Here is a 25,596-nt window from a genome sequence, read left to right as displayed (position 1 = left end):
GGCGCGGGGCCCGCGCCCCCCCCCCCCCCCCCCCGCCTCTGGCATGATCAGCTGCAACCCTCGGCGGGCGGTGCCGCCTCCGACAACTTCAGGCCCTGAATGCCGCCGAACCACTTCTCCAGCAGCTGCTTCATGGTGCCGTTGTCCCAGAGCGCCTTCACGGCGGTGTTGACGGCCTCACACGTCTTGGTGTCGCCCTTCTTCAGGCCGACGCCGTACTTCTCGTCCGTGAAGCCCTGGCCGAGCACCTTGAAGTTGCCGCCGGCCTGCTTGGCGAAGCCCGCCAGGATCAGGTCGTCGGTGGTGACGGCGTCGAGGTTGCTGCCGGTCAGCTTCTGCACGCACTCGGAGTAGTTGGCCGCGTCGACGGTGGTGGCGTCGATGTCGAGCTTGCCGTCCGGGGGCGGGTCGGTGATCCGCTTGTAGGAGTTGGAGCCGGCCGCCTTGCAGATCTTCTTGCCCTTGAGGTCCTGCGGCGCGTTGATCGCGGTGTCGTCCTTGCGGACCATCACGTCCTGGTGGGCGACGACGTAGGGGCCACCGAAGGTGACCTTGCCCTTGCGCTCCTCGGTGATGGAGTACGTGGCGAAGATGATGTCGACCGTGCCGTTCTGGAGGAACGGCTCGCGGTTGGACGAGGCCGACTCCTTCCAGTTGATCTGCGGGTCCTTGCCGCCGTTGATCTGCTTCAGCACGGCCTTGGCCACGTCGACGTCGAAGCCCTCGGGCCCGTTGGCCGCCTTCAGGCCCAGACTCGGCTGGTCCCACTTGGTGCCGACGACGATCGTGCCGCCGTCCTTGACCTTGTCCACCACGCTGGCGTAAGTCTTGCTCCCGCCGCCGCAAGCGGTCAGACCGGCGGCGAGTGCCGCAATTGAGAGCACTGCTCCCATATGACGCATGTGCATGTATACCTGCCTCAATGATCAGTGCGTGAGGATCTTGGAAAGAAAGTCACGCGCCCGGTCGGTCTGCGCGTTGGTGAAGAACTCGTCGGGGGTGTTCTCCTCCACGATCTGGCCGTCGGCCATGAAAACCACCCTGTTGGCGGCCCTCCGGGCGAAGCCCATCTCGTGGGTGACGACCATCATGGTCATCCCGTCGCGAGCCAGCCCGATCATGACATCGAGCACCTCCTGCACCATCTCGGGGTCCAGAGCGGAGGTCGGCTCGTCGAACAGGATCATCTTCGGCTCCATGGCCAGTGCCCTGGCGATGGCGACACGCTGCTGCTGGCCGCCGGAGAGCTGGGCCGGATACTTGTCCGCCTGCGCCGCGATGCCCACGCGCTCGAGCAACTCCATCGCCCGCTTGTTGGCCGCGTCCTTCGAGACGCCGCGCACCTTGAGCGGACCGAGCGTGACGTTGTCACGGATGGTCTTGTGAGCGAACAGGTTGAACGACTGGAAGACCATGCCGACTTCGGAGCGCAGCTTCGCCAGCCCCTTGCCCTCCTGGGGGAGCACCTGGCCGTCAAAGATGATCTGCCCCTCGCTGATCGTCTCCAGACGGTTGATCGTGCGGCAGAGCGTGGACTTGCCGCCGCCCGAGGGACCGATAACGACCAGCACCTCGCCGCGGGAGACGGTCAGGTTTATGTCCTTCAGGACGTGCAGCGCCCCAAAGTGTTTGTTGACGTTCTCCAACCGTACGAGTGGAGCGTCGTTACCGTTCTCCGTCATGGGTCAAACCGTAAGGGTCTCTAGAACGCTGGTCACTAACCAAGCGGTACCGATCCGATCACATCATGCCACCAAGCTGGCCTTTTAGCGCAGTCGGGACTATGTGGAGCCGGACAGCGACTACCCTTGAACGTGCCATGACTGTGACCCAGGAGGGCGCCCGCACATACGAAGTGCGCACATACGGGTGCCAGATGAACGTGCACGACTCCGAGCGGCTGTCCGGTCTGCTGGAGGACGCCGGCTACGTGCCCGCCACCGAGGGCGAGACCGCCGACGTCGTCGTGTTCAACACGTGCGCCGTGCGGGAGAACGCCGACAACCGTCTCTACGGCAACCTCGGCCATCTCCGGCCCGCCAAGGTGAGCAACCCGCGCATGCAGATCGCGGTGGGCGGCTGCCTGGCGCAGAAGGACCAGGGCGAGATCGTCCGCAAGGCGCCGTGGGTCGACGTGGTCTTCGGCACCCACAACATCGGCTCGCTGCCGGTGCTGCTGGAGCGGGCCCGCATCGAGGGCGAGGCGCAGGTCGAGCTGAAGGAGTCGCTGGAGGTCTTCCCCTCCACGCTGCCCACCAAGCGCGAGTCCGCCTACGCCGCCTGGGTGTCCATCTCGGTCGGCTGCAACAACACGTGCACCTTCTGCATCGTGCCGTCGCTGCGCGGCAAGGAGAAGGACCGCCGCCCCGGCGACATCCTCGCCGAGGTCCAGACGCTGGTCGACCAGGGTGTGCTCGAGGTCACGCTGCTGGGCCAGAACGTCAACACCTACGGCGTCGAGTTCGGCGACCGCCTGGCCTTCGGCAAGCTCCTGCGCTCGTGCGGCACGATCGACGGCCTGGAGCGCGTGCGCTTCACCTCGCCCCACCCGGCGGCCTTCACCGACGACGTCATCGCCGCCATGGCCGAGACGCCCAATGTCATGCACCAGCTCCACATGCCCCTGCAGTCGGGCTCCTCGCGCCTCCTGCGCGCGATGCGCCGCTCCTACCGGGCGGAGCGCTACCTCGGCATCATCGAGCGGGTGCGCGCGGCCATGCCCGACGCGGCCATCTCGACCGACATCATCGTCGGCTTCCCGGGGGAGACCGAAGAGGACTTCCAGGGCACGCTAGACGTGGTCCGCGAGAGCCGCTTCGCCAACGCCTTCACCTTCCAGTACTCCATCCGCCCCGGCACCCCGGCGGCCACCATGCCCGACCAGGTGCCCAAGGAGGTCGTGCAGGAGCGCTACGAGCGGCTCGTGGCCCTGCAGGAGGAGATCTCCTGGGAGGAGAACAAGAAGCAGGTGGGGCGCACGCTGGAGGTGCTGGTCGCCGAGGGCGAGGGCCGCAAGGACGACGCCACCCGCCGCCTGTCGGGCCGCGCCGCCGACAACCGCCTGGTCCACTTCGCGGTCGGCGCCGAGACGCCGCGGCCCGGTGACATGGTCACGGTCGAGGTCACGTACGCGGCCCCGCACCACCTGGTGGCCGACGGTCCGGCGGCGACGGTCCGGCGCACGAGGGCCGGCGACGCCTGGGAGGCCCGCCAGGGCGGAGCGAAGCCCGCGCCGGGGGTTCTGCTGGGCATGCCCACCATCGGCCGCCCGGCCCCTGCCCCCGCCGCCCCTTCCGGAGCCTGCTCGGCGCACTGAACGCCGCCCTGGGCCCGGTCAGTGGGCGAGGCGGTTGAGGTAGGCGTAGCAGGGCTCGCGGCGGAAGTCGTGGAACGTGGCGCAGGGATCGGCCCCTCCCGAGATCGCCGGCGGCGGGTCCGCGCGCCGGTCCGGCTCCGGGGCGGAGCGCACCTCGGGCGGTGCCTGGGGCGTGGGTGAGCTCGCCGGTAGCGGCACGGCCACCTCGTTCCGGGGTGGCGCCGAGCGCTTCGGGGCCGTTCTCGCGGGCGGTGGCGTCGTGGCGACCGAGGCGGGAGGCCGGGTCGTGGGGACGAGCCGGTCCGGGACGGGAGCCGGAGGGAGCGGCGGGTCGCCGTAGACCGAGGCCAGCGGGCCCGGGTCGAGGGACGGTACGGCGTAGAGCGAGGCCAGGGGGTCCGCCGTGACCGGCGCACCGGGTGAGGGAACGGCCTGGATCCACGAGAGCTCCTGGAACGATCCATGCGATTGATCCGGGCTCGGTGTCGCGGAAGGAGAATTCGATCTTGGGGTAAGCGGGCTTTTCTGATCGAATTCGGGTGGGCTTTGCGCGGGCGGTTCGGCGGAGTTGGTAAATGCCAGGAATATGCCCGCGATCGCGGTCGCGAGCACCCCGGCGACTCCGGCGACCGGTGCGAGGTGGGCGCGGCGACCTGGGTAAACGGATCCACGGGGGGACATGTCGTGATTCCTTTGTGATTGGTGTGCGAGCATTCATCCGTTGCGGCTAGTGTGGTCCATCACCCGCGGAAGCCGGTTAGCTTTCGCCGATACGACCGCAGGGAGCTGTACCACCATGCGAGATCCGATCGAGCCGGATCGTCACGAGATCCTGTCCGGGCCCGGGGACACCCGCTCGGCGGACAAACCCCCGAAGAGCACGAAGAAGACCATCGCCATCGCCGCTTCGGCGCTCGTCGCCGTGCTCGCGGCGGGCGGCGTCGGCTACATGCTGGCCGCGAACCCCGCCGGCACCGTCCAGCCGGGCGGCGCCCGTCCCGCGCCCGCCCAGAGCACGGCGGGGAACGACGACCTCGGTGGCGACGACGACGCCACCATGGGCGACGTCACCACCGGCGCCCCCGACGGCGCCCCCGACGATGGCAGCGTGGGCGATGCCGCCCCCGACCTGGGCACGGGCGACGAGCCCACGGGCAGCGACCGCGGCACGGACTCCTCCACGGGCGGCAAGCGGCCCGCCACGACGTCCCCCGCCAAGCCGGGCCCCACCAAGTCGGCCCCCACCAAGTCGGCGCAGCCGTCCGACGGCGACAACCCCGCCGACGGTCCGGCGGGCGAGCTCAGCGGCCAGTGCTCCAAGAGCGGCTGCTGATCCGGCCTGGTCAAGTGGCTCGGCGTTTATCGGTGGCATTGGACCTACGGCGGGAGCCGCCCCGGTCCGTAGAGTCGCACCATGACGACTGACAGAGCCTCTGCCCTGCGCGCGCTGCACGTGCCGGGAGACCCCGTGATCCTGCCGAACGTCTGGGACGCCGCCTCCGCCCTGGCCGTGCGGGAGGCCGGGTTCCCCGCCGTGGCCACCAGCAGCGCCGCCGTCGCCCGGGTCCTGGGGTACGAGGACGGCGAGCGGACGCCGGTCGGCGAGATGATGGCGGCCGTCGCCCGCATCGCCAGGGTCGTGGACGCGCCCGTCACCGCCGACATCGAGCGCGGCTACGGGCTCAAGCCCGCCGAGCTGGTCGAACGCCTGCTCGCCACCGGAGCCGTGGGCTGCAACCTGGAGGACTCCGGCGCCGGCGGGCTGATCGATCCCGGCGAGCAGGCCGACTTCCTGGCCGAGGTCCGGGCCGCGGCGGGTCAGGCGCTGGTGATCAACGCGAGGGTCGACACCTACCTGCTCGGCCCGAAGACGCGCGAGGCGGCGCTGGAGCGCGGGCGGCGGTATCTGGCGGCGGGGGCCGACTGCGTCTACCCGATCATGCTGGCCGACGAGGACGAGATCCGGGCGCTGGTGAGCGAGCTGGGCGCGCCGGTGAACGTCTACGTCCGGCCCGGCGTCGCGGAGCCGGCTCGGCTGGCCGAGCTCGGCGTGGCCCGGATCAGCTTCGGCAGCGGGCTGCACCAAGCTGTCCACGTCTACGCCCAGGGCCTGTTCGCGAAGGTCAGGGCAGGTCGCAGTCCGTACTGAGGGGGCCGCCGCGTACGCTTGCCCCGTGCTTGTCGCCGCGGCCGTCTGCCCGCCCACCCCGCTGATCACGCTCCAGCTCGACGAGCTCCGCTCGGCCTGTCACACGGCGATCGCCGCGCTCCATGACGCCCGTCCCGACGCGCTGATCGTGGTGGGCGGCGCGGACACGGCGGCCGCGTACGGAGGGCAGGCGGCGGGCACCCTCCGTCCGTGGGGGATCGACGTCACGGCCGGCGGCGAGGACCCCGTGCTCCCGCTGTCCCTGACCGTGGGCCGCTGGCTGCTGGGCGACCGTGCCCCGGACGGCTTCCGGTCCGTCGCGCTCGACGCGCCGAGCGCCGAATGCCTCCTGTCGGGCGAAAAACTAGGAAAAATCGCGCAAAAGGTGGCGTTGCTGGTCATGGCCGACGGCTCCGCCTGCCTCAGCCCGAGGGCTCCCGGCAAGTACGACGAGGCCGCGGGCCCGTACAACCACCTGATCGCGAACGCCGTCGCCCAGGCCGACCCCGGCGCCCTCGCCGCCCTCGACCCCGCGCAGGCGGACCGGCTGTGGGTCGGCGGGCGGGCCGCCCTCCAGGTGCTGGCCGGCGCGGCCGGCACGCAGAGGTACGAGGGCCGCCTGCTCATGGAGACGGCCCCGTACGGCGTGGGCTACGTCGCCGGCCTGTGGACCTGACGCTTCGGCACCGGGATCTTCATCAGGTCGCGGGCGAGCACGACCTCCCCGTCGAAGTGCCGGCGCACCTCCGCCACGAAGGCGGGCTCGTCGGCGAACCCGTAGCGCTCGGAGAAGTGCGTCAGCACCAGCCGCCGCACCCCCGCGTCCGCCGCCACCAGCCCCGCCTCGAACGCCGTCAGATGCCCGTACTCCTTGGCCAGCGCGCTCTCCGACGACAGGAACGTGCACTCGATCACCAGCAGGTCCACGCCCGAGGCCAGCTCGAACACGGTGTCGCAGAGCCGCGTGTCCATGACGAACGCCGCGCTCTGCCCCGGCCTGGGTACGCTGCACCGGTCGAGCGTCACCCCGCGCACGGAGCCGGTGCGCTGGAGCTCGCCGACCTCCGGGCCGCGGATGCCGTACGCGGCCAGCCGGTCGGGCAGCATCGTGCGGCCGGCCGGCTCCTGGACGCGGTAGCCGTACGACTCGACCGGGTGGGACAGGCGGCGCGCGGTCAGTGCGCCGACGGTGGCCAGGTCGCCGGAGAGCGGGTGCTCGGAGATCACCGAGGTGTCGGCGAAGGCGGCGGCGTGGCGGAGCCTGCGCCAGTATTCGGTGCCGGAGCCGGGGAAGACGGCGCGCACCGGATGCCTGACCCTGTCACGCGCGATGCGCTGCACGACCCCGGGCACGCCCAGGCAGTGGTCGCCGTGGAAGTGCGTGACGCAGATCCAGTGCACGTCGTTCGCGCTCACCCCGGCGTGCAGCATCTGCCGCTGGGTGCCCTCGCCGGGGTCGAAAAGGAAGCCTTGTCCATCCCAGCGCAGAAGGTAACCGTTGTGGTTACGGTGTCGGGTAGGAACCGCGCTGGAAGTGCCCAGCACCACCAACTCACGTGAGGACATGATGACCACAGTCGCGTTCGCCGAAGTGCCGACGCCGGTCGGGCCGTTCGTGCTGGCCGTCACCGAGGTCGGGCTCGTCGCGTCGGGCTGGAGGTCCCGGCCGCGGCTGGACGAGCGGCTCGCCCTGGCTGAAGTCCATGATTCGGATCGTACGGCCTTCGTGGTCTCCGAGCTGAGTGCTTATTTCGCCGGTGAGCTGAAGACCTTCGAGACGCCGGTGGACTGGCGGCTGATGTCCGGCTCGCGGCTGCGGGTGCTCCAGACGCTGCACGAGGTCCCGTACGGCACCGCCGTCACGTACGGCGAACTGGCCACGCGCAGCGGCTCCAGCGTGCCCGCCCGCGGCATCGGCTCGATCATGGGGTCCAACCCCATCCCCATCATCGTGCCCTGCCACCGCGTGATCGCGGGCAACGGCCTGGGCGGGTTCAGCGGCGGCGAGGGCGTGGAGACCAAGCGCTGGCTGCTCACCCACGAGGGGTACCTGCAGCCGACACTCCTCGATCTCTAGCAAACTTGTTCTCGTGCGTCAGCAGCCAGTCATCGCCGTCGTGGGCCCCACGGCGGCCGGAAAGTCCGACCTCGCCGTGGACATCGCGCTCCGCCTCGGAGGCGAGTGCGTCAACGCCGACTCCATGCAGCTCTACCGCGGCATGGACATCGGCACGGCCAAGCTCACCCCCGCCGAGCAGCGCGGCGTCCCGCACCACCTGCTGGACGTCTGGGACGTCACGGTCACGGCCAGCGTGGCCGAATACCAGAAGCTGGCCAGGGAGGTCATCGACTCCGTCGCGGTGCCCGTGCTGGTCGGCGGCAGCGGCCTGTACGTGCGGGCGGCCATCGACGAGCTGGAGTTCCCCGGCACCGACCCGGAGATCAGGGCCAGGCTGGAGGGCGAGCTGGCCGAGCGCGGCCCCGCCCCGCTCTACGAGCGCCTGCGCGACCTCGACCCGGTGGCCGCGGCGGCGATCCTGCCGAGCAACGGCCGCCGCATCGTCCGCGCGCTGGAGGTGATCGAGCACTCCGGCCGCCCGTTCTCGGCCACCATGCCCGGCTACGACGCCGTCTACCCGAGCGTGCAGATCGGCCTCGAGGTGCCCAGGCCGGAGCTGGACGAGCGGATCGCGCTCAGGGTTGAGCGCATGTGGCGGGCGGGCCTGGTCGAGGAGGTGCGGGGGCTGCTCGGGCAGGGCCTGGCCGAGGGCCGTACGGCGAGCCGTGCCCTCGGATACGCCCAGGTCATCCGCTTCCTGGAGGGGGAGTGGAGCGAGGAGCAGGCGATCGAGGAGACCGTCAGGACCACCAGGCGCTTCGCCCGCCGCCAGGAGTCGTGGTTCCGCCGCGATCCCCGGGTGCGCTGGCTGCCGTACGACGCGCCTGATCTGCTTGAGAGGTCCCTGGCGCTGATCTCCGCAAACCCGTTCGCATAAGCTTGCAAGATGCGGTTTCTTAAGGGGCACGGCACCGAGAACGACTTCGTCATCCTTCCCGACCCTGGCGGAGAGACAGGCGTGACCGCCTCGCTCGTCGCCAAGATCTGCGACAGGAGAGCCGGCCTAGGGGCTGACGGCGTGCTGGTGGTGACGCGCACCAAGGAGAGCCTTGAGGTGGCCGAGCACGCCGCCGTGGCCGAGTGGTTCATGGACTACCGCAACGCCGACGGCAGCGTGGCCGAGATGTGCGGCAACGGCGTGCGCGTGTTCGCCCGCTACCTGCTCGACGAGGGTCTGGAGAAGCCCGGCGAGTTCATGCTGGCCACCAGGGGCGGCGTACGCAGGGTCCTCGTCGAGCCCAACGGCGACATCACCGTCGACATGGGCAAGCCCGTCGTGCGCGGCGAGAGCTGGGCCACCGTCGGCGGCCAGGAATACACGGGGCTCCACGTCGACATGGGCAACCCCCACCTGGCCTGCGCCATCGGCGACCCCGTCGCCCAGCTCGACCTCCACTACCAGCCGGGCTTCGACCCCGGCGTCTTCCCCGCCGGGGTCAACATCGAGCTGTTCAACCCCGTCGGCATCAGCCGCGCGGTCATGCGCGTCCACGAGCGCGGCTGCGGCGAGACCCGCTCCTGCGGCACCGGCACGGTGGCCACGGCGGTCGCCGCCGCGGCCCTGTCGGGCGAGACCACCGGCACCTGGACGATCGAGGTGCCCGGCGGCACGCTGACCGTCGTCCTGGACGAGGAGACGAGCTACCTTTCCGGCCCCGCGGTCATCGTGGCCCGGGGCGAGCTGATGCTTGCAGAATAATGTTCTCTTGAGGGATGCTGGGTCCACTTCGCGAACTGAGAGGTGGACCATGGCTGACCCACGCACCACCGCGAGGCAGGTCAAAGCGGCGATCGGCCAGTACGGCGGCGGGTTCATGATCTCCAGAGAGGCCAAGGCCGTCTGCGAGGAGTACGGCCTCGGCGCCCGCGAGTTCTACTTCCGGGGGCGCTGCGGCGTGCTCGGCGAATGCGACGCCGACGTCGTCAATTCGGTCGCCGTTTTCTTCCCGCCCGACCACGTCGAGCAGAGCTGGAACGGCGGCCGCAAGCTCCCCGTCGACCAGGCCGTCGAGCTGTACGCCGAGGTCTGCGGGGCCTGGGGGCGGCGCAAACTTGGCGGCTACGAGGGCTGCGCGCGGCTCGCGGAGCTGCTCCAGCCGGTCGTCGATGCCGCCCCGTGCGCGGGCGTCCCGCTGTTCGCGGGCTGGCGGGCCGTGCCGCTGCCCGACGACCCGCCCGCGCGGGCCGTACAGCTCATGCACGTCGTACGCGAGCTGCGCGGCGGACTGCACGCCAACGCCGTGATCGCGGCCGGCCTGCACCCGCTGGAGGCCACGCTCGCGAGCGGCCACGACGCGACCCCGTTCGGGGCCACCACGGGAGAGATGATCGCCAAGTTCTTCCAGTGGCCGGAGCCGTACGCCACGCCGGGCCCGGAGGTCGTGGCGCGCCGCGCCGCGGTGGAGGAGACGACGGACGACCTGATGGCATCGGCATTTTCGGTCCTTGACAGCAGCGAAACGGACGAGCTGATCGGCCTTCTGCGTTTTGGGGACGCTCGTTGACCTGGCAGACTGGCTCCCCATGGACGTGGACATCTGGGCCTGGGTCGGCGAAACCCAGCAGCAGCTTTCCGAGGCGGGCAACGTTGGCCTCGCCATGGCGCTGGGAGACCTCCCCGCACAGGCCTATGAGGGCCGATATCCGCAGCTCGACGTCATGGCCCCGGCCATCGCGCAGCAGGCCGAGGCCCTTGAGCTGCCCTGGCTCGAGTTCTACGCCCGCTACTGGCATCTGATCGGCCGCATCGGCGACCGGGCCCAGGGCGCGGTCGCAGTGGACGACGCGCAGCAGCTGCTGGCGTTCGCCCAGCGCGAAGACGTACGCGACTGCCCGGCCGCCCCGGCGGCCGTCGAGGCCCTCGCCATCGCCTGGGCCAACACCGACGGCCCCGGCTACGCGAGCGAGCGCCTGGAGGCGCTGGGGGCGCACATCGAGGGCATGAGCCCGGAGAAGCCCGCCTTCACGGGCCTGGTCACCGAATACGTCGCCGCGCTCATCGACGCCGGCAAGGCGGGCGAGGCCGTGACCTACGCCGAGTCCGCCGTCGAGCGGCTGCGGGTCGCGGGCCGCGAGGCCAGCTGGGAGCTTGGCGCCGAGAGCGCCCGCGCGCTGCTCGCCGCGGGCCGCGCCGAGGACGCCCTCAACGCGCTGCAGGCCGCGGCCGAGTTCCAGGCCGACGACCCGGTGGCCAAGGAGCACCGCGACGGCGTGCGCCGGGCCCTGATCCTCGCCACGCTCGGCCGCACCGCCGAGGCCGTGGACGCGCTGCCCGACCTCGACGTGGTCGGCGAGCACCCGCGCGTGTTCGTGGAGTGGTCGCAGGCGGTCAGCAAGCTGGCCGGCTCGTCCCAGATCACCAACACCTGGCAGCTCGGCCGCGTGCTGCGCCAGTGGATCGACTACTTCGGCATGATGGGCGGCTACCGCGCCCGCGTCGAGCTCGCGCTGGTCGCCGGCGACCTGGCCATCGCCAGGCAGGGTGTGTGGCAGGCCAGGCTGCTGGCCGACCTGACCGAGTCCGCCGCCGCCGAGCTGCGCGAGACCGAGGGTGTCGCCGACCGGGTCGCCGCTCTGCGGGCCGCCGCCGACGCCACCCCCGAGCCCGAGGCCCCGGGCCCGCTCGGCGAGCGCGTCGGCCTCTTCGACGCCGCCGACGGCTTCAACGCCGACCCGGAGCGGTGGGTCGGCTGGCTGGCGCCGCTGTCCGGGGAGGACCTGGAGGCCACCCGCCGCCACACCACCACGCTCGGCTTCCTCGGCTACCCCGCCACCGGCGCCGACATCTACTGGAAGATGCTGGTCGACACCGGCGACATCGCCGGCGCCGACTCCGACGACGTGGCCTACCTGACCACGCTGCTCGTCGAGGCCCGCCAGGACGAGCGGCTGGAGCAGATGGCCGCGATGCTGCCGCACGCCGCCCAGCACCTCACGCTGGCCCGGCTGCACAGCGCCCGCGAGCGCTGGGAGGAGACGGTGGAGGCCGCCGAGCACGCCGTCGCGGCCGGCGCCGGGATCGAGGCCCGCCGCCTGCTGTCCGGCGCCGCCCAGCAGCTCGACGCCAACTCCAGGGCCGCGGAGGTGCTGCTGGAGGTGATCGACGAGCTTGTCGACGAGGACGTCTGGCGCATGATCGTCATGGCCACCTCGGCGGAGGACTGGGACACCGTACGCAAGGGCGCGGCCAAGATCGGCATGCCGATCAAGTCCAAGGAGGGCCCGATCGAGGAGGAGATGGGCCTCATCCGGCTCATCCTCCCCGCGCCCGACGGAGGCCAGCGCCAGGTGCTGTCCATCCGCACCGGCCCCGCCACGGCCCGGCTCGCCCTGCCCCAGCCGCGCGGCATGGACTACAACGCCGGCGACCTGGTCGTCTTCGACCCGCAGCTCCTGGAGCCGGTGCCCGACGACCCGCAGGAGCAGCAGAACTTCGTGCCGCCGTTCGCCGCGGTGCGCATCCTGCGGCCCGGCGGCTACACCAGCTACTTCTTCGACGGCGCCGCGCCGAGCGAGGAGGACTGGGCGGAGTTCACCGAGGTCATGGCCGAGCGCGGCTGGCCCATGTGGGTCTACAGCGACGAGAACTACACCATCACCCACCCGAGCTCGGGCGAGGCGCTGCCCGGCGTGTTCGGCTGGGTCGCGGTCCCGCCGAACGTGTCGGCCTCCGAGGTCGACGCGCTGCTCGACGACGCCACGGAGCGGTGGGTGCACCCGCTGGCCTGGCTCGACCTGGCCCGCGAGATCGACGTCGAGGTCGAGCGGCACGAGCGGATCGTCAAGGAATACGGCCTCTGACGGCTGCGTCCCGGACCCCGGAAGGGCATCACCCGCGCGTGGTGCCCTTCCCCGGGAAGTGGCGCGTGTAGGTGAGCGGGGAAGGCGGGATGTGACGTGCTGGAGCGGTTCGCGCTCGACGGCAAGGTGGCCATCGTCACCGGCGCCTCCTCGGGGCTGGGCGTCGCGTTCGCCCGCGGTCTCGCGGAGGCCGGCGCCGACGTCGTGATCGGGGCCCGGCGTGCCGACCGCCTGGAGGAGACGCAGCGGCTGGTCGAGGAGACCGGCCGCCGGTGCCTGGCCGTGCAGACGGACGTGGCGCGCCCGGAGGACTGCGACGCGCTGGTGGCCGCCGCCGTTGACGCCATGGGCGCCGTGGACGTGCTGATCAACAACGCCGGCATCGGCACCGCCGTGCCCGCGCTGCGGGAGACGCCCGAGGAGTTCCGGCAGGTCATCGACGTCAACCTGCTCGGCACGTACTGGATGGCCCAGGCATGCGCACGCGTGATGCGGCCCGGCTCGTCGATCGTGAACATCGGCAGCATCCTCGGCGAGACCACGGCCGGGCTGCCCCAGGCCGCCTACAGCGCCTCGAAGGCGGCGATCATCGGCCTCACCAGGGACCTCGCGCAGCAGTGGACCGGCCGGCGCGGCATCCGGGTCAACTGCCTGGAGCCGGGGTTCTTCCATTCGGAGATGACCGAGCAGTTCAAGCCCGGCTACGTGGAGGCGGTCGTCGAGTCCAGGGTGGTGATGAAGCGGCCGGGCGATCCGGCGGAGCTGGTGGCCGCGGCGGTCTTCCTGGCCGGCGACGCGGCCTCGTACATCACCGGGGTGACGCTTCCGGTGGACGGCGGAGTGCTGCTCACCTGACGCGGGCGGCTACGAGCCGAAGCTGGTCACCGGCCGGCCGGCCGAGCACTCGATCTTGAGCTCGACCTCCGCCCCCTCCTCCGGCTCGAATTCCACCTTGGCCTTGCGGGCGGGCCCCGGCTCGACCTGGTCCACCGAGTAGTTCTGGGCCGGGCTCCACGAGCGCAGCGTGACCAGGTCGCCCTCGCACGAGGCGATCACGGTGCCGCCCGCGGTGCGGATCAGCTTGCCCTGGGCCGTCTGCTGCGGCGTCCCCGCCGTCGGGGTGGCGTCGCCGGCCGGGGTGCCGGTGGCGCGCTGGGTGGCGGTGTTCAGGGCGGCGCGGACCTCGGCCGGGCTGAGCACGTGGCCGGAGTCGCCGGTGAGGCCGGTGCCGAGCAGGGTGAGCACCGCCACGGCCGCGCCGGTCGCGGCGACGGCGGTGGCGGCCCAGGCCAGCACGAGTCTCTTCATGGTCGACAACCATCCCCCATGTACGGCTAACGCCAGGTTAAGGCGGTGCTAAGGCTGCTCGGGGCATCGTCATCGACCGTCTACGTTCTTGTATATGGCTGACATCCTGCTCATCGAGGACGACGTGGCGATCCGTACGGCGCTCAGCCGCGGCCTGCGCGAGCTCGGTCACGCCGTCTCCTCGTCCCCGACGGCGCTGGACGGGCTGCGGCTGGCCGTGCAGGACCGTCCCGACCTGATCGTGCTCGACCTGGGCCTGCCGGATCTGGACGGGGTGGAGCTGCTGCGGATGTTGCGGGCGGTCAGCAGGGTGCCGGTCATCGTGGCGACCGCGCGTGACGGGGACGCCGAGATGGTGCCGGTGCTGGACGCGGGGGCCGACGACTACGTGGTCAAGCCGTACAGCGCGGCGCAGCTCGACGCGCGGGTGCGGGCCGTCCTGCGGCGGGCCGGGGGGTCGGCGCCGGAGCCGGCGCTGGCGGTGGGGGCGTTGCGGGTGGACCCGCGGGCGCGTACTGCCACGCTCGACGGGACGGCGCTGGATCTGACGCCGCGCGAGTTCGACGTGCTGCACTATCTGGCCGCGCGGCCCGGCGAGGTGGTGACGAAGCGGGAGCTGCTGACGGAGGTGTGGCAGCTGCCGTACGGGGGCGCGGACAAGACCGTGGACGTGCACCTGTCGTGGCTGCGCAGGAAGCTGGGCGAGACGGCCGCGGAGCCCCGCTACCTGCACACCGTGCGCGGGGTCGGCGTCAAGCTGGTCGAGCCGTCATGACGCAGATGACGGCGGCCGCAGAGGCGTGGAGGGGGCGGGCGTGAGGCGGTGGCTGGCGTTGCTGGTGGCGGCCACGACGTCCCTCGTGCTGATCGCGTTGCTGGTGCCGATGGCGCTGCTCATCCGGGCCGTGGCCGAGAACGGCGCGATGGGCAGGGCGACCGCCGCGGCGGAGTCCGTGGCGGTCGCGGTGGGCACGCCCGACCTGGAGCTGGCGATGGCGCAGGTGCCGCGTCCGGTGACGGTGTTCCTGCCGGGCGGGCGCTCGGTGGGCGCGGCGGCGGCCCGTACCGACGCGGTACGCCTGGCCGCGACCGGGCGCAGCGTCACCGCCGTGACCTCCGGCGGCAGGGAGGTGCTGGTCTCCGCGCAGTCGTCCGGGGGGACGGCGGTGATCAGGGTGTTCGTGCCGGACGCGGAGCTGGCGAAGGGCGTGCGCGAGGCGTGGCTCGGGCTGCTCGTGCTGGGGATCGTCCTGGTGGTGCTGGGGATCGTGCTGGCGGACCGGCTGGCGCTGGCCGTCACGCGGCCGGTGGACGGGCTGGCCCGGGTCTCGCACCGGCTGGCCGGGGGCGACCTGACGGCTCGGGCGGAGCCGGGCGGGCCTCCTGAGGTGCGTTCGGTGGCGCTGGCGCTCAACCATCTGGCGGGGCGGATCGACGAGCTGCTGGTGGCGGAGCGGGAGTCGGTGGCCGACCTGTCTCACCGGTTGCGTACCCCTTTGACCGGCCTCAGGCTGGACGCCGAGTCGCTGCGGGACCCGGAGGAGGCGGCGCGGCTGCAGGCCCGCGTGGACGCCCTGGAACGGGCGGTGAGCGCCGTCATCACGGACGCGCGGCGCCGCTCGGCCGGGCGCGCGTCCTGCGACGCGGCGGCGGTGGTGGGGGAGCGGGTGCGGTTCTGGTCGGTGCTGGCGGAGGACCAGTGCCGCGAGGTGTCGATCTCGTTGCCCGACGGGCCGCTGCCCGTCGCGGTGAGCGCCGAGGAGCTCGCGGCATGCGTGGACGCCCTGCTCGGCAATGTCTTCGCGCACACCCCGGAAGGGGCCTCCATGGCGGTACGGCTCACGCCGCACCCGTCGGGGGCCGTGCTGGCGGTCGAGGACTCGGGGCCGGGCTTCGACCCGGAGCTGCTGGAACGGGGCAACAGCGGGGGCGGTTCGACCGGCCTCGGCCTCGACATCGCCCGCCGTACCGCCGAATCCTCGGGCGGCCACCTGGCCGTCTCCACGCCAGAAGGGGGCGGCGCGCGGGTGGAGATGGTCTTAACCGGTGCTTAGCGCGCGATTATCGGCGATCGCGATTTCGTGGAGTCATGCAGATCACGAAAAAGTTCATCGTCGTCGGTGCCGGGATCGTCACGCTGGTCGCGGGCGGGGGCGTCGCCTTCGCCGCCTCCACGTCCACGGCCGCCGCGCCCAAGGTCACGGCCGAGCAGGCCATGGAGATCGCGCACAAGGAGGTGGCCGGGGCCTGGGTCAGCGAGATCGACTACCAGCGCAGGGGTACGCGGCCCGACGCGTGGGAGGTCGAGCTGACCAAGGGTACGGAACGGCACGAACTGGACGTGGACGCGGCCACCGGCAAGGTCGTCAAGCACCAGACGGACAGGGACGACGACCACGGCCACGACGACGACTGACGGCATCCCCCACGGCCACCGGCCCACCGCGCGCGGCGGTGGGCCTTCCGGCCGTCAGCGGGTCATCTTCATGACGACCGGACGGTGGTCGGACAGGGTGCTCGACAGGACGGAGCCGCTCGTGGTGGTGACGCCCTTGGTGTAGATGTAGTCGATGCGGGCGTCCCCGTGGGTAGGCTGGTTGGCGTACCTGGCGCCGGTGTCCACCCAGCCCGCGCTCACGAACTTCTTCGACAGCGCGTCCGTCGGCGGCGCGTTGAAGTCGCCGGTGAGGATCAGCGGGGACCGGTTGGCGAGGTAATTACGCACCTTGTCCGCCTGGGCCTCGCGGCGGGCCACCGAGGTGGCCGACAGGCCGGGTGACAGGTGGGTGGTGAACACCGTGATCGTCGAGCCGCCGCCGAGGTCGAGCTTGGCCCCGGCCATGGAGCGGTTGACCGGGCAGGTCTCGAAGTCGCTGATCGGGATCGTCACGCGCTCGAGGATCTTGAACGAGGACAGGATCGCGTTGCCCGCCTTGCCGGGCTGCGGATCGTCGCAGGGGCCGGGGTTGTCGCCCGCGCCGAAGTGGACGTTGGCCGTGATGTCCCAGCCGAGCTCGTCGGCTAACTGCTTGACCTGGTCGGCCTCCGGCTTGCGATGGATCTCCTGCACGGTCACGATGTTGGCGCCGCTGCCGCGGATCACTGCGGCGATGGCCTTCATGTCGGCGGTGTCGCCCGCGACGTTCCAGTCGAGGACCACGAGGTTCGTCGTGGCGTGCGCCGGGACGGGCAGGGCGGTGGAGGCGAGCACCGTGACCGCCGCGGCCATCATCACTTTGATCCGTTTTGTCGCATGCATGCCGTCGGATCTTACGGACCGCATGACTGTTCGTATAGATCTTCAGCAGCTCGACAGGATGCTCTCCATGGCGTCCTTCTCCGCCGACGTCACCCAGACGGCGTACTTCGTCTTCACGTCGATCTGGCGGGCGATGTAGGTGCACCGGTACGACTTGACCGGCGGCAGCCAGGTGGCGGCGTCGGAGTCGCTCTTCTGGCCGTTGAGCGGGCCGTCGACGGCCATGAGGTTCAGCGGGTCGTTGGCGAACTCCTTGCGCTTGTCCGCCGCCCACTGCTGCGCGCCCTTCTGCCAGGCGTCCGACAGCGGGATCACATGGTCGATCTGGACGGCGGTGCTGGTGTCCTGGCCGCGCTTGAAGTTGATCGTCTTGCCGCTGTACGGGTCGTGCAGCGTGCCGCTCAGCACGATGCAGTCGTGGGTCCCGGCCTTGAACTTCTCGTCCACCAGGTCCCGCTTGAGTATGTCGTTACGGGTGTCGCAGCCGTTGTGGTCGACGTCCGACCACGCCGGGCCGAACTTGTCCCGGTCGAACCCGGTCTTCGGAGCGCGGCCTTTGACGGTTAACTTGGCGAGCTTCTTGCGGGCGTCCGAGACGGACACCGAGTCGGACTTGCCCCCCTTGTCGGTGCCGGCCGAGGACTGCCCCTGCAGCCCGCCACAGCCCGCCAGCACCGCCACCGTGGCCGCACCGGCCATGAACGCCCGAACCCGCCGCCCCACGCCCACTCCCCAGACTTCGCCGAACCTTCGTAAAGTCTAGGTCAAGTGCCCATAAAAGGCCCTATCACGCGTCCAGGGTGCCGCTTCACCGTTTTGCCGTGGATAGGGCCCTGTGCACCTCCGGGCAAGGCTGCCTTAATCTGAACGTGGATCATGGCATGTCGGAAAGAGGGGACATGGCGCAGCGGCGCTTGCTGGAGGGACTCGGCGTCACCGTCGCCGAGGAGACCGCCTACCGCGCGCTGCTCAGGCACGGACCGGCGACGCTGAGCCAGCTCGCCGCCGAGACCGGCTCGTCCGCCGCTGCAATCCGCCGCATGCTGCCCAGGCTGGAGGACCTAGGCCTCATCTCCCGCGTGGCCGGCCGGCCGCTGCGGCTGATCGCCACTCCGCCGAACGTCGCCATCGACATCCTCGTCGCGCGCCGCCAGGAGGAGATCGCGCACAGCAGGGCCGCCGCCGCGCTGCTGGCCACCGAGGTCGCCGAGCGCAACGGGCCGCACCCGGAGGAGGTGCTGGAGGTGGTGAGCGGGCGCGACGCCGTGGCCCGCCGCTATCTCCAGCTGGAGCGCAACGCCACGCGGGAGATGCTCGTGCTGGTGCATCCGCCGTACGCGGTGGATGTCAGCGACGACCGGGAGAACCGCAGGCGGGCGGCCCGGCAGGGGGCGCCCATCCGCGGCATCTACGGTCCGCAGGCGTTCGAGCACCCCGGCATGCTGGCCCACACGCGGCGGGCCATCGCCGACGGCGAGCAGGCCAGGCTCGGGCAGGTGCCGGTCAAGCTGGCCATCGCCGACGCCCGCACGGCCATCCTGCCCCTGGTCTCCGACGAGGACCAGGCCGTGGAGAGCGCGCTCGTGGTGCACCCGTCCGCGCTGCTGGACGCTCTGGTGGGGCTGTTCGAGACGCTGTGGCGGGCCGCCGTGCCGCTCCGCCTGACCGCCACGGACGGCCTGGAGCCCGAGGTGTGGCCGCGCACGCCCGACACGGAGGTGCTGGCGCTGCTGGCGGCCGGGATGAAGGACGACGCCATCGCCCGGCAGCTGGGGCTCAGCCCGCGTACGGTGCAGCGCCGGGTCCAGATGCTGTGCGAGCGCCTGGACGCCAGGACCCGCTTCCACGCGGGCTTCCTCGCCGCCCAGCACCGCCTGCTCGAATGATCTAGGCCTCCGCGCTCAGAGCTGTCTTCGTCAGCTCCGCCTGGCGCTGGATCTGCCCCAGGACGACGGGGTTCACCCCCTTGGCTTGGAACGTGGCGACCATCTGGTCCATCACCGCGTTCGCCCGGTCCAGGTCCCCCTGCCGCGCCTCGGCCCTGGCCAGGCGGCGCATCACCAGGTTCAGGGTGATGTTGTCGATGCTCGCGTCGCGGGCGACCTGGCTGAGATGCTCGATGCCCTGCTTGGGATCCGGCGGCCGGACGCGGAGCCGCTTGCCCGCCGTCACCGCCTTGAACTCGCGCTCGGCGTTCAGCCCCTTGACCATGCGGGCGTAGACGGCCAGCGGGTGGGCGCCGTACCGGTCGATGACCTCGTCCAGGGCCTCGTTGCCCGAGCGCAGCGCGGGCGAGTCGGAGCCGAGCAGCGAGAACAGCTGCCCCTGCTCCTCGCCCAGCATCAGCTCGGCCACCTGGTGGTCGTCGCGGCTGACCGGGAAGCGCACCCTGACCAGGCACGCGGGGGAGACGATGCGGGAGCCGTCCGCGGCGATGTACTGGGCGCGCACGTGGTATTCGCCGGGCTGCTGGAAGTAGTGTCCGTCGCGGCCGTGCCCGATGTACGCGCTGCGGTACATGGCCGGGTTGCCCTCGTCCAGCCGGATCTCCGGCGAGGCGTCCACGCAGTGCCGCATCATCGGCCGGTACAGCACGGTCCTGCCGCCCGGCTGCGTGATCGACACCTGGGTGAACTCGGTGTCGGGGTGCAGATGGCCGTGCGTGACGCGGGGCTCGCCGGCGCAGGACAGCTTGAACTCGACCACGACGGGCTCGCCCAGCTCGAACGACTCCTTGGCGCGCAGCTCCAGCCGCAGCCCGGAGCGGTCCTCGACGGGCTGCTCGAACGGCGCGATCTCGGCGGCGCCGGTGCCGAACGCGTTCGCGCCCATGGCCACGTCGCGGTAGAAGCCGTGGCGCAGGTGGATCAGCTCCGGGTCCGTGAAGTGGAACGGGAACGCCGCCCAGTAACCTGGCTCGCCGCCCGGGCGGTAGTTCTGCACGTAGTTCATCCACGACAGATCGCCGAAGCCGCCGTCGGGGCCCAGGGGCTGGGGCGGGGTGCCGAGGTTCTTCTGCCAGGAGTGCAGCAGGTTGAAGGCGTGCCCGAGCTCGTGCACGTACGTACGCAGCTGCGCCCGCTGTGCCCGCGGCGTGGCCCCCTTGATCACGTCGTAGAACACCGCGGACCCCTGCCGCTGGTGCGCGTCGTTGTAGTCGAACATGATCCCCCGGTAGCCGCCCACGTGCTTGCTGGCCACCAGCAGCCACACGCGCCAGGCCGGCGCGTCGCCGAACCCGCTGAACTGCTGCGTCATCGCGTGATGCAGCTCGGCGTCGTCCCACGCCAGGTCCGCTCCCGACCCGTCCACCGGGATCACCCCCGGCTGGGCGAGGGTCAGCTCGATGCCCGCCTCCGCGTACGCCGCCGGCACGCTCAGCTCCCTGACCGGCGAGCCGCCCGGCCCCGGGAGCGTGCCGGTCTGGTATGACACGAACGGCACGGTCCCGATCACGGAGTCCTGCTCCAGCAGCACGCTGCGGAAGTACGGAGAGGCGAAGGCCACCTGGTACGTGCGCCCCGCGACCTCGGCCGTGCCCGACCCGTCGGCGATCGTGACGCTCACGTCCTTCACCGGAGTGTCGAACGTGAAGACCCCGCGCCCCTGGATCCGGGACTCCTGCACGGTGGGCGCGTTGACCACGAACGAGCCCGCGTAGGAGGTCGTCGCGCCCGCCACGGTGAACAGGTCGCCGCTCACCCGCCCGGTGGGCCTGGCCCCGTCGACATCGACCCGGAGCGCCAGCTGCGAGTCGCCGTCCTGTCCCTGGTACAGCCCGCTGATCATGGGCGCTCCCTCGCTCGGGGCCTACACGAGGGAACACTTCACCGACCGCGGGTGCCTGTCAACGCGATCCGCGAACTTGGAGAGCTCCGAGCAACTCCTCCGACGCCTTGGTGATCGTCTCCACCGCCCGCTCGAACGCCTCGGCGTTGTGCGCGGCGGGCGCGCGGAAGCCGGAGATCTTCCTGACGTACTGCAACGCCGCCGCCCGCACGTCCTCCTCGGTGACGCTCTCGGTGAACGGGGGGCGCAGGGTTTTGATGCTTCTACACATGCCCTAACCGTAACTTCGTTCAGCGTGCGTCGACCGCCGGGCCGAGCTCGTTGCCGAAGTCGAGCGCGATCTTGCGCATGCCCTCGGCCAGGTCGTCGCGGTCGATCGCGTCGATCCGCTCGGCGGGCCCGGAGACCGACATCGCGGCCACCACCCGCTCGCCGTCCCACACGGGCACGGCCAGGCAGCGCACGCCGAGCTCCTCCTCGCCCAGGTCCATGGCGTAACCCTGCGCCCTGACGAGCTCGAGCTCGGTCAGCATGGCCGTCAGGTCGGTGATCGTGTTGGGGGTGCGGCGGGGCATGCCGGTGCGCTCGAAGACGGCCACCGCCTCGGCCGCGGGCCGCCCGGCCAGCAGCGCCTTGCCCACGGCCGTGCTGTGCGGCAGCACCCGCCGGCCCACCTCGGCGAACATCCGCAGCCTGCGCGGCGAGGGCACCTGCGCCACGTAGACGACGAAGTCGCCTTCGAGCACGGCCAGGTTGGCGGTCTCGCCGGACAGCTCGACCATCTTGGTCAGGTACGGCTGCGCCCACACGCCCACCATGCTCTCGGCGATGCCGCCCAGCCGCACGAGGCCGCCGCCCAGGGCGTACCTCTTGTCGGATTCCTGGCGCACGTAGCCGCGGGCGAGCAGGGTGCGCAGCAGCCGGTGGATGGTCCCGTACGGCAGGCCGGTCCTGGCGGCGATCTCCGACAGGCCCGCCTCACCCCCGTGCTCGGCCAGCGCCTCCAGCACGTCCAGCGCCCGCTCCACCGACTGGACGCTCATAGGGCGACCCCGCGCAGCGACGCGTCGAGCACCTCGGCCGTGTGGGCCACCCTGATGTCCGAGCCGGCGCGCCGCATGGCCGCGGCGATCTGCATCGTGCAGCCGGGGTTGGCCGAGACCAGCAGCTCGGCGCCGGTCGTGGCGACCGCGCCGGCCTTCCTGTCGCCGAGGTCGCGGGCGGCCTCCGGCTGGAAGATGTTGTACGTGCCCGCCGACCCGCAGCAGATGGCCGACTCGGGGATCTCGCGGACCACCAGGCCGGGGATGCCGCCCAGCAACTCGCGCGGCTGGGCGCGCACGCCCTGGGCGTGGGCCAGGTGGCAGGCGTCGTGGTAGGCGACGGTGAGCGGCAGCGGGTGCCGCTTGGCCACGGGCCCCAGCTCGGCGAGGTACTCCGACAGATCGACCACCCTGAACCCCGGCTCGCGCCCGAGCAGCTCGCCGTACTCCTTCATCGACGAGCCGCAGCCGGCCGCGTTCACCACGACGGTGTCCACCCCGGCCCGCTCGAACGTCCTGACCGTGCGGCGCGCCAGCCGCCTGGCCTGGTCCTCGCGCCCGGAGTGCACGCTGAGCGCCCCGCAGCAGCCCTGACCGCGCGGGATGACCACGTCGCAGCCCTCCAGGGAGAGCACCCGGGCGGTGGCCGCGTTCACCTGGGGGAAGAACTCGCCCTGCACGCATCCGGTGAGCATGCCCACCACGGCCCGGCGCTCGCCCCTGGCCCTGACGACGCGCGGCATCCGCTGCCGGTGCTCGACGCGCGGCGCGAGCGCGGCCATGGCGCCGAGGCTCGGATTGGCCCTGGCGAGGAACGGCGCCATGCGTTCGGCCAGCCACATCCCCGGCCGCAGCAGCCGGAGCCGACGCGGATAGGGGAACAGGCTGAACACCATCCCGCGCACGGCCCGCTCCTGCGGATCCCGCGCGTGCGTGCGCTCCACCTCGGCCCTGGTCTGCTCGATCAGGCGGTCGTACCGGACCCCGGACGGGCAGGCCGTGACGCACGCCATGCACCCCAGGCAGGCGTCGAAGTGCCCGGCCATCTCCGGGGTGACCGGGGTGCCCTCGACGTGCTGCTTCATCAGGTGGATGCGTCCGCGCGGCGAGTCCATCTCCTCGCCCCACAGCACGTACGTCGGGCACGTGGGGAGGCAGAACCCGCAGTGCACGCAGTCGTTGATCAGCTCCGGGTCCATGTCAAATGCCTCCCAAGAACCGGCCGGGAGACATCCTGCGCCCGGGGTCGAACCGTTCCTTGACCCGCCGCATCAACGGCAGCCCGCTCACCTGCCCCCACCTGTCGACGCCCTCGTACGGCGTGGCCAGCACGTTCAGCCGCCCGCCCAGCGCCTCGATCCGGCCCCGCAGCAGGGAGACGGTCGCCGCCAGTTCTTCTTCCGAGACCTCGTCCCAGAGCTCCAGGTACGCCCGCCCCGCCGCGGCCGACCCGCGGAAGGCGAACCCGGCCTCCCCGGCGGCGGCCAGCGCCCCGGCCGCGCGCGCGGGCGGGAACCGGACCTCCAGCAGCACGTCGTCCCTGAGGATCAGCCCCCACCACTCCGGCGCCTCGGCCGTGACCGTGCCCTCGCCCAGCACCTCGCGCAGCGCCAGCGCGCGCTGCTCGGCCGCCGAGCCCTCCACGAGCACCGCGACCGTCGCCTCCTTGCCGTCGGGGCAGTCGATCTCCACGGCGGACGGCTCGGCCTGGGAGGAGGTCAGGCGGAGCAGCACGTCGTCGGCCGGTTCGGTGGTCGCCACGAGCCAGCGCCGCTCCACGGGCAGCGGGTGCAGCCGGAACGTGGCCTCCGCGATCACGCCGAGCGTGCCCTGCGAGCCGGTGAAGAGCTTGCCGAGGTCGTAGCCCGCGACGTTCTTGACCACCCGGCCGCCGGACCTGGCGACGGTCCCGTCGGGCAGCACGACCGTGATGCCGATGAGCAGGTCGCGGGCGGTGCCGTATCGGAAGGCGCGCGGGCCCGCCGTCGCGGTGGCGAGCGTGCCGCCGACCGTGGTGTGCTCCCTGAACGGCGGGTCGAGCGCCAGCTCCTGGCCCTGCTCGGCGAGCGCGGCGGCCAGCGCGTCCATGGTCAGCCCGGCCTGCGCGCGCACGACGAGGTCGCCGGCGGCGTGCTCGATGAGGGAGTTCATGCAGCACAGGTCGATGAGCACGTCGCAGCGCTCGGGCGGGGCGCCCCAGTGCAGCTTCGTGCCGCCGCCCGCGGGCACCGCCGCCAGGTCCTGCTCGGCGCAGGCCCGCAGCACGGCCGAGATCTCCTCGACCGTCTCGGGCAGGGCGACCCAGCGGGGCGGCACGCCGTTGACGGCGTCGTCGGCGTCCGCCTGCCTGATGGTCACCCCCGTGTCGGCCAGCATCAGAACTGCTCCGCCTTCCCCGACTCCACCAGCGGGTGCACGCCCTTGCGCACTCCCGGCACCTCGCCGCACAGGCGCGGGGTGGGGAACACCTTGCCCGGGTTCGACAGGCCGCGGGGGTCGAACGCGCACCGGACGAGTTGCATGGTGTCCAGGTCGTCCGCGCTGAACATCTTCGGCATATAGCGGGATTTATCCACACCGACTCCGTGCTCGCCCGTGATCGAGCCGCCGTGCTCGATGCACAGGTCGAGGATCGCCCCGGAGACCACCTCGGCCCGCTCGCCGGCCCCCGGCTCCGCGTCGTCGAACAGCACGAGCGGGTGCAGGTTGCCGTCCCCCGCGTGGAAGACGTTCGCGACCCTGATGCCGTGCTCGTGCGAGAGCCGGTCGATGGCCGCCAGCACGCCGGGCAGGGACGTACGCGGCACCACGCCGTCCTGCACGATGTAGGCCGGGCTGATGCGGCCGACGGCGGCGAACGCCGACTTGCGGCCCTTCCAGATCGCCGCCCGCTCGTCCGGGCCGGCGGCCACCCGCAGCTCGAAGGCGCCCGAACAGATCTCCGTGAGCCGGGCGAACTGCTCGTCCACCTCCGCCCTCGGGCCGTCCAGCTCCACGATCAGCACGGCGCCCGCGCCCTCGGGGTAGCGGCAGGCGACGGCAGCCTCGGCCGCCTCGATGGCCAGCGCGTCCATCATCTCGATCGCGGCGGGCACGATGCCCGCGCCGATGATCGCCGAGACGGCCTGGCCGCCCTGCTCGATGCTCTCGAACGCGGCCAGCACCGTGGTCACGGCCTCCGGCGCGCGGCTGAGGCGTACCGTGATCTTGGTGGCGATGCCCAGCGTGCCCTCGGAGCCGATGAACGCGCCCAGCAGGTCGTAGCCGGGGTCCATGCGGTCGAGCGTGACCAGGTCGCCGTCGGGGGTGACGATCTCGCAGGCCTCGACGTGGTTGACCGTGAAGCCGTACTTGAGGCAGTGGGCGCCGCCGGAGTTCTCGGCGACGTTGCCGCCGATGGAGCAGACCTGCTGGCTGGAGGGATCGGGCGCGTAGTAGTAGCCCCGGTCGCGCACGGCCTCGGTGATGGCCAGGTTGGTGACGCCGGGCTCGACGACCGCCCGGCGGTTGTCCAGGTCGATCTCCAGGATCCCGCGCATCTTGGAGGTGACGATGAGCACGCCGTCCTCGCGGGGGAGCGCGCCCCCCGACAGGCCGGTGCCCGAGCCCCTGGCCACGAAGGGCACGCCGAAGTCGTTGCACACGCGTACCACGCGGGCGACCTGCTCGGCCGTGCCGGGCAGCACGACCACGCCGGGGGTCGCCCGGTGGTACGTGAGGCCGTCGCACTCGTACGTGCGCAGGCGTACCGGATCGGTGATCACCGAGTCATGGGGCAGCAGCGAGCGCAGGGCCGCTGTCAGCGTTTCCAGC

Annotated in this window: 27 protein-coding genes; 14 read left to right on the top strand and 13 right to left on the bottom strand. The window is 71.7% G+C overall.

Annotated elements, in window-relative coordinates; translation table 11 throughout:
- Positions 1–47: 47 nt before the first annotated feature.
- The gene (locus ACWEPL_RS07485; protein ID WP_363967561.1) at positions 48–893 is read right to left on the bottom strand and encodes a glutamate ABC transporter substrate-binding protein; all 846 of its coding nucleotides are present in this window, start codon (positions 891–893) and stop codon (positions 48–50) included.
- 33 nt (positions 894–926) lie between these two features.
- Positions 927–1,682, bottom strand: a complete 756-nt coding sequence (locus ACWEPL_RS07480; RefSeq protein WP_192791054.1) for an amino acid ABC transporter ATP-binding protein — start codon at positions 1,680–1,682, stop codon at positions 927–929.
- A gap of 137 nt (positions 1,683–1,819) precedes the next feature.
- Between ACWEPL_RS07480 and miaB the strand changes: the two genes are divergently transcribed.
- Positions 1,820–3,316, top strand: a complete 1,497-nt coding sequence (gene miaB, locus ACWEPL_RS07475) for a tRNA (N6-isopentenyl adenosine(37)-C2)-methylthiotransferase MiaB (RefSeq protein WP_452435495.1) — start codon at positions 1,820–1,822, stop codon at positions 3,314–3,316.
- A gap of 18 nt (positions 3,317–3,334) precedes the next feature.
- Here miaB and ACWEPL_RS07470 read toward each other — a convergent pair whose 3' ends face one another.
- Positions 3,335–3,514, bottom strand: coding sequence for a hypothetical protein (locus tag ACWEPL_RS07470; RefSeq protein ID WP_452435494.1), 180 nt, complete (start codon positions 3,512–3,514; stop codon positions 3,335–3,337).
- Positions 3,515–4,112: 598 nt separating this feature from the next.
- Here ACWEPL_RS07470 and ACWEPL_RS07465 point away from each other — a divergent pair.
- The 3 genes from ACWEPL_RS07465 (at position 4,113) to ACWEPL_RS07455 (ending at position 6,141) form a co-directional block, all read left to right on the top strand.
- Entirely contained in the window at positions 4,113–4,649 is a 537-nt protein-coding gene (locus tag ACWEPL_RS07465) for a hypothetical protein (RefSeq protein WP_452435493.1), read from the top strand.
- Between the two features lie 81 nt (positions 4,650–4,730).
- Entirely contained in the window at positions 4,731–5,465 is a 735-nt protein-coding gene (locus tag ACWEPL_RS07460; RefSeq protein ID WP_452435492.1) for an isocitrate lyase/PEP mutase family protein, read from the top strand.
- A 25-nt stretch (positions 5,466–5,490) separates the two neighbouring features.
- Positions 5,491–6,141, top strand: coding sequence for a class III extradiol ring-cleavage dioxygenase family protein (locus ACWEPL_RS07455; protein WP_363967551.1), 651 nt, complete (start codon positions 5,491–5,493; stop codon positions 6,139–6,141).
- Here the strand turns inward: ACWEPL_RS07455 and ACWEPL_RS07450 are convergent.
- Positions 6,117–7,031, bottom strand: coding sequence for a ribonuclease Z (locus ACWEPL_RS07450; RefSeq protein WP_363967549.1), 915 nt, complete (start codon positions 7,029–7,031; stop codon positions 6,117–6,119). The two genes, ACWEPL_RS07455 and ACWEPL_RS07450, sit on opposite strands and share 25 nt — an antisense overlap.
- Between ACWEPL_RS07450 and ACWEPL_RS07445 the strand changes: the two genes are divergently transcribed.
- The 6 genes from ACWEPL_RS07445 to ACWEPL_RS07420 all read left to right on the top strand — a co-directional run bounded on the left by ACWEPL_RS07445 (position 7,030) and on the right by ACWEPL_RS07420 (position 13,239).
- On the top strand, positions 7,030–7,542 hold the full coding sequence (locus ACWEPL_RS07445; protein WP_363967547.1) for a methylated-DNA--[protein]-cysteine S-methyltransferase: 513 nt from the start codon (positions 7,030–7,032) through the stop codon (positions 7,540–7,542). The genes ACWEPL_RS07450 and ACWEPL_RS07445 overlap by 2 nt on opposite strands.
- A gap of 13 nt (positions 7,543–7,555) precedes the next feature.
- Positions 7,556–8,461: a tRNA (adenosine(37)-N6)-dimethylallyltransferase MiaA gene (gene miaA, locus ACWEPL_RS07440; RefSeq protein WP_397366976.1), complete on the top strand. Its 906-nt coding sequence runs from the start codon at positions 7,556–7,558 to the stop codon at positions 8,459–8,461.
- A 9-nt stretch (positions 8,462–8,470) separates the two neighbouring features.
- Positions 8,471–9,283 carry a diaminopimelate epimerase gene (dapF, locus tag ACWEPL_RS07435; RefSeq protein WP_363967543.1) on the top strand — a complete coding sequence of 271 codons (813 nt, stop codon included), beginning with the start codon at positions 8,471–8,473 and terminating at the stop codon, positions 9,281–9,283.
- Between the two features lie 49 nt (positions 9,284–9,332).
- Complete coding sequence (locus tag ACWEPL_RS07430; RefSeq protein WP_363967542.1) at positions 9,333–10,088, top strand: SCO6745 family protein; 756 nt, start codon at positions 9,333–9,335, stop codon at positions 10,086–10,088.
- Positions 10,089–10,107: 19 nt separating this feature from the next.
- Positions 10,108–12,384: a tetratricopeptide repeat protein gene (locus tag ACWEPL_RS07425; protein ID WP_452435491.1), complete on the top strand. Its 2,277-nt coding sequence runs from the start codon at positions 10,108–10,110 to the stop codon at positions 12,382–12,384.
- A 96-nt stretch (positions 12,385–12,480) separates the two neighbouring features.
- On the top strand, positions 12,481–13,239 hold the full coding sequence (locus ACWEPL_RS07420; protein WP_363967538.1) for an SDR family NAD(P)-dependent oxidoreductase: 759 nt from the start codon (positions 12,481–12,483) through the stop codon (positions 13,237–13,239).
- 9 nt (positions 13,240–13,248) lie between these two features.
- Here ACWEPL_RS07420 and ACWEPL_RS07415 read toward each other — a convergent pair whose 3' ends face one another.
- On the bottom strand, positions 13,249–13,692 hold the full coding sequence (locus ACWEPL_RS07415) for a hypothetical protein (RefSeq protein WP_355201742.1): 444 nt from the start codon (positions 13,690–13,692) through the stop codon (positions 13,249–13,251).
- 94 nt (positions 13,693–13,786) lie between these two features.
- Between ACWEPL_RS07415 and ACWEPL_RS07410 the strand changes: the two genes are divergently transcribed.
- Genes ACWEPL_RS07410 through ACWEPL_RS07400 form a run of 3 tightly spaced genes read left to right on the top strand, consistent with a single transcriptional unit; the run spans position 13,787 to position 16,108 of the window.
- Entirely contained in the window at positions 13,787–14,467 is a 681-nt protein-coding gene (locus ACWEPL_RS07410) for a response regulator transcription factor (RefSeq protein WP_397366982.1), read from the top strand.
- 40 nt (positions 14,468–14,507) lie between these two features.
- Positions 14,508–15,746: a sensor histidine kinase gene (locus ACWEPL_RS07405; RefSeq protein WP_363967534.1), complete on the top strand. Its 1,239-nt coding sequence runs from the start codon at positions 14,508–14,510 to the stop codon at positions 15,744–15,746.
- A 35-nt stretch (positions 15,747–15,781) separates the two neighbouring features.
- Positions 15,782–16,108 carry a PepSY domain-containing protein gene (locus ACWEPL_RS07400; protein ID WP_452435490.1) on the top strand — a complete coding sequence of 109 codons (327 nt, stop codon included), beginning with the start codon at positions 15,782–15,784 and terminating at the stop codon, positions 16,106–16,108.
- Positions 16,109–16,162: 54 nt separating this feature from the next.
- On the opposite strand, the gene ACWEPL_RS07395 is transcribed toward ACWEPL_RS07400, so the two are convergent.
- Positions 16,163–16,951 carry an endonuclease/exonuclease/phosphatase family protein gene (locus tag ACWEPL_RS07395; RefSeq protein WP_452435489.1) on the bottom strand — a complete coding sequence of 263 codons (789 nt, stop codon included), beginning with the start codon at positions 16,949–16,951 and terminating at the stop codon, positions 16,163–16,165.
- A gap of 42 nt (positions 16,952–16,993) precedes the next feature.
- Positions 16,994–17,674 carry an HNH endonuclease family protein gene (locus ACWEPL_RS07390; protein WP_350724858.1) on the bottom strand — a complete coding sequence of 227 codons (681 nt, stop codon included), beginning with the start codon at positions 17,672–17,674 and terminating at the stop codon, positions 16,994–16,996.
- A 176-nt stretch (positions 17,675–17,850) separates the two neighbouring features.
- Here ACWEPL_RS07390 and ACWEPL_RS07385 point away from each other — a divergent pair, with 176 nt between their 5' ends.
- On the top strand, positions 17,851–18,837 hold the full coding sequence (locus tag ACWEPL_RS07385) for a helix-turn-helix transcriptional regulator (protein ID WP_363967530.1): 987 nt from the start codon (positions 17,851–17,853) through the stop codon (positions 18,835–18,837).
- A 1-nt stretch (position 18,838) separates the two neighbouring features.
- Here ACWEPL_RS07385 and ACWEPL_RS07380 read toward each other — a convergent pair whose 3' ends face one another.
- From ACWEPL_RS07380 to ACWEPL_RS07355, 6 genes are read right to left on the bottom strand one after another with little or no spacing between them, the layout of a single operon-like run.
- A complete protein-coding gene (locus tag ACWEPL_RS07380; RefSeq protein ID WP_452435488.1) occupies positions 18,839–20,740 on the bottom strand; it encodes a hypothetical protein in 1,902 nt (633 codons plus the stop codon).
- Between the two features lie 58 nt (positions 20,741–20,798).
- A complete protein-coding gene (locus ACWEPL_RS07375; RefSeq protein WP_350724864.1) occupies positions 20,799–21,011 on the bottom strand; it encodes a DUF2277 domain-containing protein in 213 nt (70 codons plus the stop codon).
- Between the two features lie 19 nt (positions 21,012–21,030).
- Positions 21,031–21,783 carry an IclR family transcriptional regulator gene (locus ACWEPL_RS07370; RefSeq protein WP_452435487.1) on the bottom strand — a complete coding sequence of 251 codons (753 nt, stop codon included), beginning with the start codon at positions 21,781–21,783 and terminating at the stop codon, positions 21,031–21,033.
- Positions 21,780–22,982, bottom strand: a complete 1,203-nt coding sequence (locus tag ACWEPL_RS07365; protein WP_363967524.1) for a (Fe-S)-binding protein — start codon at positions 22,980–22,982, stop codon at positions 21,780–21,782. Before ACWEPL_RS07365 ends, ACWEPL_RS07370 begins: the two co-directional genes overlap by 4 nt.
- Position 22,983: 1 nt before the next feature.
- Positions 22,984–24,159, bottom strand: a complete 1,176-nt coding sequence (locus ACWEPL_RS07360) for an FAD-binding oxidoreductase (RefSeq protein ID WP_452435486.1) — start codon at positions 24,157–24,159, stop codon at positions 22,984–22,986.
- Complete coding sequence (locus ACWEPL_RS07355; RefSeq protein ID WP_452435497.1) at positions 24,159–25,595, bottom strand: FAD-linked oxidase C-terminal domain-containing protein; 1,437 nt, start codon at positions 25,593–25,595, stop codon at positions 24,159–24,161. The genes ACWEPL_RS07360 and ACWEPL_RS07355 overlap by 1 nt, the downstream gene beginning before the upstream one ends.
- Between the last annotated feature and the right edge of the window lies 1 nt (position 25,596).

The organism is Nonomuraea sp. NPDC004186, assembly GCF_053603495.1.
The sequence above is the reverse complement of the archived record's forward strand: the minus strand, read 5'-3'. Positions and strand labels throughout refer to the sequence as shown.